Here is a 9,330-nt window from a genome sequence, read left to right on the forward strand (position 1 = left end):
TCCCCCAAGGCCACTTCCCAGGGAGTTCGAATTGCTGTCATGGTCGATCTTGAATTAGCAGGCAGCCTGCTGACGCTACGTTTTCTGCCACCCTATGCCGACACCGACGAGCGCGACTATCTGGCCGCGCTGGTGCGGGTCGGCGAGCATGCGCAGCCGTTCGAATTCCTCATTCTGTTCGGCGGTGGCGGGCGCAAGCTGTCCGTGGCCGGTGAGCGCGAGCAGGCGCTGTGGTTCAAAGCCACGCGCAAACATGTGTCGGCGCATTGCCGCGCGGTTGCGATCGTGCGTCCGGGAGCCAATGAGAAAATGCAAGAGACCTTTCGCAAGCTGTGGCCAATGCCGCTGGTGGCGATGGAAGACGAGGCCGCCGCGCGTGCCTTCCTCGCCGTACATGGCGGCGTCGCATGAGCACAGTCGTGATCGACGCGCCGGCTGCCGCGCCTGTGATCGGGCGCAGGCGGCTGTTTGTCGTGCTCGGTGGGCTCTATCTCGCGCAGGCGATTCCATCCTATCTGTTTGCCGCGGCGCTGCCGCCGATCATGCGCGAAGCCGGCGTGTCGCGCAGTGAGATCGGCTATCTCAGCCTCTGGTTCCTGCCGCTGCTGCTGAAGTTCTTCTGGGCGCCCTGGGTCGATCGCATCCGTCCCTTCGCACGCGCGCATCGTGCCGGCTGGGTGATCGTCACCCAGACCGGCGTCATTCTCAGCCTGCTGTGCCTGATCCCGCTCGGCTCAACCAATGTCTGGGGCATCATCGCGGTCGGCCTTGTCGGCTCGTTCCTGATCTCCACCCAGGACATCGCCACCGACGGCTATGCGGCGAAATATCTGGCGCCGGAAGATCGCCCGATCGGCAATGCGATCCAGGGCGGCTCGGTGGCCTTCGGCGTCGTCATCGGCGGCACGCTCGGGCTGGTGCTGTATTCGTATATCGGCTGGACCGGCATGCTGCTGACCATCGCGGCTTTCTCGCTAATCCCGCTCTTCGCCGCCTTTGCCATGCAGGAGAGCGAAGCTGACGTCATCGATCCCGCCAAGCCACGCCCGTCGATCATGGCGTTCCTGCGCCGGCGCGAGGTGCGCAACATTCTCTGGATCGCGCTGATCTACCGGATGAGCGAAGGCCTCGTGAAGACGATGGAGGGCAGCTATCTCGTCGATGCCGGCGTGCCGCTGGCGCAGATCGGCTATCTCTCCGGCGGCGCTGCGACGACAGCCGGCTTGGCCGGCGCGGCGGGCGCCGCCTGGCTGCTGCATCGTTTCGGCAGCGGCTGGACGCTGGGATTGCTGGGCATCCTGCGCACGATCTGTTTCGCGCTGTTCACCGCGCATGCCCTCGGCATCATCACCGGCATCCTGCCGATCTTTGGCGCGGCCGGCTTCCAGACGCTGATCCGCTATATGGAGATCGTTGCGCTCTACAGCCTGTTCATGTCGGCGGCATCGAAAGAGCAGCCGGGCACCGATTTCACCATTCTCGCTTGTGCCCAGCTCATCATCTATTTCATCGGCTCGATGCTGTCCGGCCGCATCGCCGATCTCCTCGGCTATGGCACGCTGTTCAGCGTCGCCACGGTGCTGTCGCTGGTCGCGGCGGTGGCGACGATGCGGATCTTGGCGCGTAGCGCGTAGGATGGGTTGAGCGCAGCGATACCCATCACGACGAGCGCCGGAGCACGCGGTGATGGGTATCGCTCCGGCGCTATCGCGCCTGCACTCAACCCATCCTACGATCCCCCCTAGTTCGACACCGCCAGGTCCTTTGTGAAACTCCGATCCACTGCCTTGCTGACGTCGATCTGCTTGCTCACGATGCCGTAGCGCGTCGCGCGATCCGATGCCTCCTGAAACTCCTTCACCACCCCGTCATCGATGGCGATCGGCCGGGTGTCCTGTTGCTGATAGGCGCGCAGCAGCACGTCTTCCGGCAGCTTGGTCAGTTCGGCCGTGCTCTTGGCATAGTCCGGCAGGCGTGAACGCGACCACTCGCGCGCCTTGTTCAGCCGGTTGAGGAAGTCCGCGATGGCTTCGCGCTTGGTTGCGATGGCCTGATCGGATGCCACGATGAACGTAAGCGTCGGTGTCAGTCCCGCGCCGTCGGTCACCACGCGCGCATTGTCCTTCAGGACTGCATAGGAAATATAGGGCTCCCAGACGGCCCAGCCATCGATCGAACCGGCCACCAATGCGATCTTCGCATCGACCGGGCCGAGCGGCGCGAAGGTGGCGTCGGTGGTCTTGTAACCGCCTTTCTCCAAAGTCGCATTGATCAGGAACTGACCCCAGCCGCCGCGCGTGCCGGCGAGGCGCTTGCCCTTGAGGTCGTCGAGTGTCTTGATCGGTGAGTCATTGCGCACAAGGATCGCCTGCGTGTTCGCATTGGCGCGCACGCCGCCGATCGCCTTGATCGGCGAGCCATTGGCGTACACCGTCAGGAACGACAGGTCGCCGGTATGGCCGACATCGAGCGCACCGGCATTGATGGCTTCGAGGATCGGTGCCGCGGCAGGGAATTCCGACCACTGAATCTTGTAGGGCAGGTCCTTGGCCTGGCCGGAGAATTCCAGCAGCGAGCGGTTGCCGCCCTTCTGGTCGCCGATGCGCAGCACGATCGGGTCGGCGGCGAAGGCGGAGCCAGCCAGTGTTGCGCTGAACGCGGTGGCGATGAGGGTGGAAAACAGGCGGCGGGTCATGGAAGCGTCGGTCATGGCGGCGGTGCTTTTCTCTGCTGCGACAATCGCGTCAAAGCTACGACCGGGCCCGCGCCAGTCAATGAAATGGCTGGCTGAATGATCGCGCGATCAGGCAAGGAACCTATCGCCGTCTCGGCAGGTTTTGGAAGGAATGCGTTTGCGGCCCGTTCTGGCGCCGGCGGCGCATTGTTCCGCGTCGTCAAATAGCCATCTCTGTGAGGCGAAATGAGGCGAGCATCGGTCTGATGAGATCGATAAATTTGTAGTTGCCCGGCAGCCGGGCCGGGAGCATTTTCACGTGGCGTCGGTACTTCAGTTGATTTCGTCGCTGACCGTCGGCGGCGCCGAGCGCCTGCTGATCAATTTCGCGGCCAGCTGCACGCCGGGAGCAGGCGTTCCGCAGGTCTTCGTCATCATCAATGATCGCATTCATCCGGATTTCGAGGCCGAGCTCACGGCGTCAGGCCACCCCGTCTATTTCCTCCGCCGCGCGCCCGGCAATCGCAATCCCCGCATCATCCTGACGCTGCTGAACATCATTCGCCGCCACGATATCCGCGCCATCCATGCCCATGACAGCGGCGCCAAGCATTTTGCGATGCTGAGCAAGCTGTATCGGCCGATGAGTGTCGGCACCACGATCCACAATACGGGCATCGTGCAGACATGGGACCGGGTCAAGCTGCGGTTGCATCAGCGCTTTGTCGACTGGAATATCGCGATTTCCGCGGCCGTCGAGCGCGAATGCGCCAGCGTCCATCTCAAGCGGTTGTTCAAGGTGCATAACGGCATTCCGCTGCAGCCCTTCCGCGCCATCGATCGCGAGCGGGTGGTCGGCACGCCGCTGCGTCTCGTCAATGTCGCGCGCATCTATCCGAAGCAGAAGGGGCAGGACATCCTGATCAAGGCGCTGGCGATCTGTGTGGCGCGCGGTCTTGATGTCCGTTGCGATTTCGTCGGTAGTCCGCCGGAAGGCGATAGCGCCACGATAGGCAGCCTGAAGGCGCTGACCATTGCCGAGGGCGTATCCGATCGCATCCGCTTTCTCTGCGGCCGCACCGATGTGCGCGGGCCGCTGGCTGAAGCGGATATGTTCGTATTGCCATCGCGCTTCGAAGGTTTTGGCCTCGTGCTGCTGGAGGCCATGGCCGCGGGCTTGCCGGTGATCGCCGCCGATGTCGATGGCCCCGCCGAATTGCTGGTGGACGGCGCCAACGGCGTCAAATTCGCGGTCGGCGATGTGCAGGATCTCGCCGACAAGATCATGGCGCTGGCCGTGCGGCCCGATGTGGCCACGCGGCTGGCGGCGACCGGGCGAAATTTCGTCACCGAATTCGACATCGCCAATATGCGCGATCAGTATTTCGCGATCTATGCGCAGATGATGAAAGTAAGCTGACGTCGCATAGGAAGCGTGGGAAGGACCGCGGCCATCCTGCGAGACGCCGCTGCGCGGCTCCTCGGGATGAGGGGAGAGTAGAACGCTCTAGAAGACCCTCATGGTAAGGAGCCCGCATAGCGGGCGTCTCGAACCATGCAGGCCAGGCACTATCCCCGTCCCTCAATCGCCACGTTCCCCCTTCCGCGCCCGCTTGCCGCCGTCTGATAGTTTCTCCGCCAGGAAATCCAGCAATACCTCGACACGCGCGGGACGCGGGCCGCCCGGCGGCGTCACCAGATAGACGCCGCTCAGGGTTTGCGACCAGTCGTCGAGCACGGTTTCCAGCTCGCCACGCGCGATCGCCTCGCCGACGATGAAATCCGGCAGGCCGCCGATGCCGAGGCCTGCGATCAGCGCCGGCATCACGGCCTCGCCATTATTCACGTGCAGCGGGCCCGAGGGCCGCACGCTCACGAGATCACCGGCGTCGTTGGTGAAATGCCAGACGCCGGGCGTGGTGAGATAGGTGTAGCCAAAGCATTTGTGGTCGGCGAGTTCGGACGGATGCGTCGGTCGGCCATATCTGGCGAAATACGATGGCGCCGCCACCACATGGCGCTTCACGCCGCAGAGCCGCCGCGCGATCAGCGAGGAGTCCGGCAAGGATGCGATGCGGATCGCGGCGTCATAGCCTTCACCGATCAGGTCCACTGTGGCATCGCTGAGATTGAGGTCGATGGAGACATCGGGATAGCGGGCGAGAAATTCCGGCAAGAGCGGCGCAATGGTGCCGGTGCCATAGGTCATCGGCGCCGCCAGCCGCACCAGCCCGCGCGGGCTGGATGATTGCGCCAGCGCCTCGTTCTCCAGCGCCTCGCCATCGGCCAGCAATTGCGTGGCCTTGATCGCCAGGGTCCGGCCCGCATCGGTCAGCGCCAGCCGCCGCGAGGTGCGGTTGAACAGCCGTGCACCCAGACGCTCCTCGAGCCGGCTCACGGCCTTGGAGACCGTCGCCTTGGACAGGGTCAGCTCGGTCGCTGCCGCAGCGAAGGACTGCAGCTCGACGACTTTGGCGAAAATCGCCAGTGCTTCGAAATCGGGGAGTTTTGACATCAAATCCGGAAACGATGAGTTTCGATCGTTTCTATTTATGCATCAAATCGGCAGGCGTATCTAGATGCCAATCCGCCGTCATTGTCAGGCGCCAACAGCTCTACGAAGCAACGGCCCCTCGCAATGACGGTTCGGGATCACACAGGAGACTTCCCATGACCAAAGTGCTCGTCCTTTATTATTCCGCCTACGGCCATATCGAAACCATGGCCAATGCCGTGGCCGAAGGTGCCCGCGAAGCCGGCGCCACTGTCGACATCAAGCGCGTGCCCGAACTGGTGCCCGCCGACGTCGCCAAGGCATCCTATTACAAGCTCGATCAGGCCGCCCCGATCGCAACCATCGACGATCTCGCCAATTACGACGCGATCATTGTCGGCACCGGCACCCGCTTCGGCCGCATGGCCTCGCAGATGGCGAACTTCCTCGATCAGGCCGGCGGTCTCTGGGCCAAGGGCGCATTGAACGGCAAGGTCGGTGGCGCGTTCACCTCGACCGCGACCCAGCATGGCGGCCAGGAGACGACGCTGTTCAGCATCATCACCAACCTCCTGCATTTCGGCATCACGATCGTGGGCCTCAATTACGGCTTCCAGGGCCAGATGAAGCTCGACGAAGTCACCGGCGGCTCGCCCTATGGCGCGACGACCCTGACCGGCGGCGACGGCAGCCGCCAGCCGAGCGAGAACGAACTCGCCGGCGCCCGCTATCAGGGCAAGGCGATCGCCGAAGCCGCGAAGAAGCTGCACGGCTGATTTTGTAGGATGGGTTGAGCGAAGGCGCGAAGCGCCGCAGCGATAACCCATCAGCGGAGCCTGCCGCATCGACGGACTGATGGGTTTTCGCTCCGCTCAACCCATCCTACGCGTCCAACACCTTCACCGCGCGCTTTCTCTGGAAAGCGCGCGGCGTCCGACGTAACGTCGGGCCATGTCGACATCCGCCAGCCCCGTGCCAGCCCTTAGCATCCGCATCGACCTCGATCCCGAGGGCCGCATCGGGCCGGGCAAGATCCAGCTTCTCGAAAACATCCAGGCGACGGGGTCGATCTCCGCCGCCGGGCGCGCCATGGAGATGTCCTACAAGCGCGCCTGGGATCTGGTGGACGAGCTCAACCGCATCTGCGGCCAGGCCGCCGTGGAGCGCCAGACCGGCGGCAAGAATGGTGGCGGCGCGATCCTCACGCCATTCGGCGAAAATCTCGTCAGCCGTTACCGCGCGATCGAAAAAGCCGCAGCAGTGGCAGCGCGCAAGGAACTGCTGGCGCTCAAGAAGGACATCAAGCGCAAGGCGCGCTGACCGTAGGGCGGATGAGCGCAGCTTCATCCGCCGCGGAGTTTCAGTTACGCAACCGGCCGGCGGATGACGGCTTCGCCTCATCCGCCCTACGGCCGCTATATCCTGTCAGATATACCGATCCGTGCTAGCAATCGGCCTTTTGAATGCCGCCATTCTGCAATAGGATCATCCAATCCCGTGCAGGATGTCCCGATGTTCGACTCCCAATGCGATCTGGCTGCTCTGGTCTATGAGACCGACCAGGACCCCGACACCGTGCTGCATGATTTTGCGGCCAGTCTCGGCCGGCAGGGCATCCGTGCTGTCGGCCTGGTCCAGCTCGGCCATCGCGAAGTCGATGTGCCCAAGCTCAATGCCGTGATGCTGCATAGCGGCGAGCAGGTGCGGCTGTTTCAGGATCTCGGTCCGGGCGCAAGGGGCTGCAAGCTCGATGTCGGCCAGTTGCTCGATGCCGGCAGCCGGGTGGCCGATGCCATCGATGCCGGCGCCGATCTCGTTATCATCAACCGCTTCGGCAAGCAGGAGCGCGAAGGCAAAGGCCTCGCTTATCTGATCGAGCGCGCTCTGTCCGGCGATATCCCCGTGGTGATCGCCGTCCCGGCGCATCGGTTCAATGAATGGATCGCCTTTGCCGATGGCATGAGCGTGAAACTGCCATGCGCGCGCGAGGCGCTGGATGCCTGGTGGCTGAAAGTCTCCAGCCGCGGCGGAACGGTGCCCGAGCCCGTGCAGCAGAGTTTTTGCGCGGTGGTGAAGTAGGGCGCTTCACCTCTCCTGTCGTCGCCCGGCTTGACCGGGCGATCCAGTAAACTCAGAAGCCGCTGTGTATACTCGGTCACCCGGTCAAGCCGGGTGACGACGAATAGAATTCGGCCCACCTTCTCAAATTCCTCCTCCCTTCGCAGCGCACGCGCATTGCACTTTGGTTCGACCTGCGCTTGCATGTGTCCGCTTGTCGCAGTCGCATCCTGATGCTAGATGTCAGGTCATCGTACAACTTTCCGGCCGCGCGCCGGGAGGCGGCACGGCACAATCGACCTCGAAAACGGGGCGACCAAGAATAACGGCGCAACTGCCGATCTAAAAAGACCATCGGGAAATCAGGGAGGATTTCGTCCATGAATAGAAGAGAGGTCGTCAAAGGTGGCCTGGCCGCGCTCGCGGCTGGCACCGTGGGAATCGGCGGCGCAGCGCCCGCACTGGCGCAGAGCAAGATGGTGCTCAAGGCGTCCGACGTTCACCCGCTCGGCTATCCCACGGTGGAATCCGTGGTCCGCATGGGCAAGAAGCTCGAGACTGCCACCAATGGCCGGCTCAGCATCCAGATGTTTCCCTCCATGCAGCTCGGCGGCGAGAAGGAAGCCATCGAGCAGGCCCAGGTCGGCGCGCTGCAGATCGCGCGCATCTCGGTCGGCGCGGTGGGTCCCGTGGTGGACGACGTCAATGTCTTCAATATGCCGTTCGTGTTCCGCGACTCCAAACATATGGAAGCCGTGCTCGACGGCGAGATCGGCGACGAGCTGCTCAACAAGATCACGGCGAATGACAAGACCAAGCTCGTCGCGCTCGGCTGGATGAATGCGGGCTCGCGCAACATCTATAACAGCAAGCGCCCGGTAAAGGCGTTGGCGGACTTGAAGGGTCTCAAGATCCGCATGATCGGCAATCCGCTGTTCATCGACACGATGAATGCGCTGGGCGGCAATGGTGTCGCCATGGGCTTCGACCAGGTGTTCAGCGCCATGCAGACCGGCGTGGTCGATGGCGCCGAGAACAATCTGCCGTCCTTCGTGGCGCAGAACCACTATCAGGTCGCCAAATATTTCTCGATGACCGAGCATCTTATCATTCCGGAACTGCTGGTGTTTTCGAAGGCATCGTGGATGAAGCTGACGCCGGAGGATCAGGCGCTGCTGAAGAAGGTCGGCCGCGAGGCGCAGCTCGAACAGCGCGCGCTCTGGTACGAGGCGGAAGCCAAGGCGCTGGAGAAGATGAAGGAAGTCGGCACCGACATCGTCACCTCCGTCGACAAGGCGCCGTTCCGCGAGGTGGTGAAGCCGGTGTGGGACAAGTATGGCGCCAAATATGCGGACATGACGAAGCGCATTGCGGCGGTGAGTTGAGTAGGCACATTTGTCGTCACCCGGCTTGACCGGGTGACCCAGTAAGCACCGCAGATTCCGAGTCTACTGGATCGCCCGGTCAAGCCGGGCGACGACAGTGGAGAGTGTGGACAGGTCTGAATGTCTGATGTCGTCTCCAAAAGAATGATCGGTGATCGCGCCGACACGGCGCGCGGTCCCGCGCTCGCCTTTCGCGGCGCCATGAACGGCCTCTACTGGACCGGCGCGGTCATCTCCTGCATCGCGCTGGTGCTGATCTCCTTCATCATTCCCTGGGCGGTCTACACCCGCTACATCCTCAACAGCGCGGCGTCCTGGCCGGAGCCGCTTGCGGTGCTGCTCACCGTCGCCGTCACCTTCATCGGTGCCGCGAACTGCTATCGCCAGCGCATTCACATGAACATGACGGTGGGCACCAATCTGCTGCCGCCGAAAGCGCGCGTGGTCGCAGCCTTCATCAGCGAGTTGCTGATGGCCGCGATGGCGCTGTTCATGCTGGTCTGGGGCGGGGCGCTGGTGGAGACGACCTGGGGCAATTCGGTCGATGAATTCCCCTGGCTGTCGGTGGGCATCACCTATCTACCGATCCCGGTGTCCGGCGCGATGATGCTGCTCTTCGTCATCGAACGCCTCACCATCGGCCCGCCGCCGCAGGATGGCAGTGATGCGCATGTGCCGCTGGATTGAAATGTTTTTCCTTCACCTCTCCCCGCCGGGGA

Annotated in this window: 10 protein-coding genes; 8 read left to right on the top strand and 2 right to left on the bottom strand. The window is 63.2% G+C overall.

Annotation, left to right across the window (positions count from 1 at the left end; all coding sequences use genetic code 11):
- On the top strand, window positions 1-411 hold a 411-nt coding region (locus tag ACIQ2A_RS24315), incomplete at its 5' end, for a hypothetical protein (RefSeq protein WP_398484325.1).
- On the top strand, window positions 408-1,634 hold the full coding sequence (locus ACIQ2A_RS24320; RefSeq protein ID WP_398484327.1) for an MFS transporter: 1,227 nt from the start codon (window positions 408-410) through the stop codon (window positions 1,632-1,634). The genes ACIQ2A_RS24315 and ACIQ2A_RS24320, both read left to right, overlap by 4 nt.
- Window positions 1,635-1,741: 107 nt before the next feature.
- Here ACIQ2A_RS24320 and ACIQ2A_RS24325 read toward each other — a convergent pair whose 3' ends face one another.
- Window positions 1,742-2,710: an ABC transporter substrate-binding protein gene (locus ACIQ2A_RS24325; RefSeq protein WP_398484329.1), complete on the bottom strand. Its 969-nt coding sequence runs from the start codon at window positions 2,708-2,710 to the stop codon at window positions 1,742-1,744.
- Window positions 2,711-2,993: 283 nt separating this feature from the next.
- Between ACIQ2A_RS24325 and ACIQ2A_RS24330 the strand changes: the two genes are divergently transcribed.
- A complete protein-coding gene (locus tag ACIQ2A_RS24330) occupies window positions 2,994-4,094 on the top strand; it encodes a glycosyltransferase (protein WP_398484331.1) in 1,101 nt (366 codons plus the stop codon).
- 162 nt (window positions 4,095-4,256) lie between these two features.
- Here ACIQ2A_RS24330 and ACIQ2A_RS24335 read toward each other — a convergent pair whose 3' ends face one another.
- The gene (locus ACIQ2A_RS24335) at window positions 4,257-5,189 is read right to left on the bottom strand and encodes a LysR family transcriptional regulator (RefSeq protein WP_398484333.1); all 933 of its coding nucleotides are present in this window, start codon (window positions 5,187-5,189) and stop codon (window positions 4,257-4,259) included.
- 155 nt (window positions 5,190-5,344) lie between these two features.
- On the opposite strand from ACIQ2A_RS24335, the gene wrbA reads away from it, so the two are divergent.
- The 5 genes from wrbA to ACIQ2A_RS24360 all read left to right on the top strand — a co-directional run bounded on the left by wrbA (window position 5,345) and on the right by ACIQ2A_RS24360 (window position 9,298).
- Window positions 5,345-5,944 carry an NAD(P)H:quinone oxidoreductase gene (gene wrbA / locus ACIQ2A_RS24340; RefSeq protein WP_398484335.1) on the top strand — a complete coding sequence of 200 codons (600 nt, stop codon included), beginning with the start codon at window positions 5,345-5,347 and terminating at the stop codon, window positions 5,942-5,944.
- 175 nt (window positions 5,945-6,119) lie between these two features.
- On the top strand, window positions 6,120-6,488 hold the full coding sequence (locus ACIQ2A_RS24345; protein ID WP_398484337.1) for a winged helix-turn-helix domain-containing protein: 369 nt from the start codon (window positions 6,120-6,122) through the stop codon (window positions 6,486-6,488).
- 192 nt (window positions 6,489-6,680) lie between these two features.
- Window positions 6,681-7,247, top strand: a complete 567-nt coding sequence (locus ACIQ2A_RS24350; RefSeq protein WP_398484339.1) for a DUF2478 domain-containing protein — start codon at window positions 6,681-6,683, stop codon at window positions 7,245-7,247.
- Between the two features lie 359 nt (window positions 7,248-7,606).
- On the top strand, window positions 7,607-8,611 hold the full coding sequence (locus ACIQ2A_RS24355) for a TRAP transporter substrate-binding protein (protein ID WP_398484341.1): 1,005 nt from the start codon (window positions 7,607-7,609) through the stop codon (window positions 8,609-8,611).
- Window positions 8,612-8,731: 120 nt separating this feature from the next.
- Window positions 8,732-9,298, top strand: a complete 567-nt coding sequence (locus ACIQ2A_RS24360; RefSeq protein ID WP_398484343.1) for a TRAP transporter small permease — start codon at window positions 8,732-8,734, stop codon at window positions 9,296-9,298.
- Window positions 9,299-9,330 lie beyond the last annotated feature (32 nt).

The organism is Tardiphaga sp., from assembly GCF_044336785.1.
Lineage (GTDB): Bacteria > Pseudomonadota > Alphaproteobacteria > Rhizobiales > Xanthobacteraceae > Tardiphaga.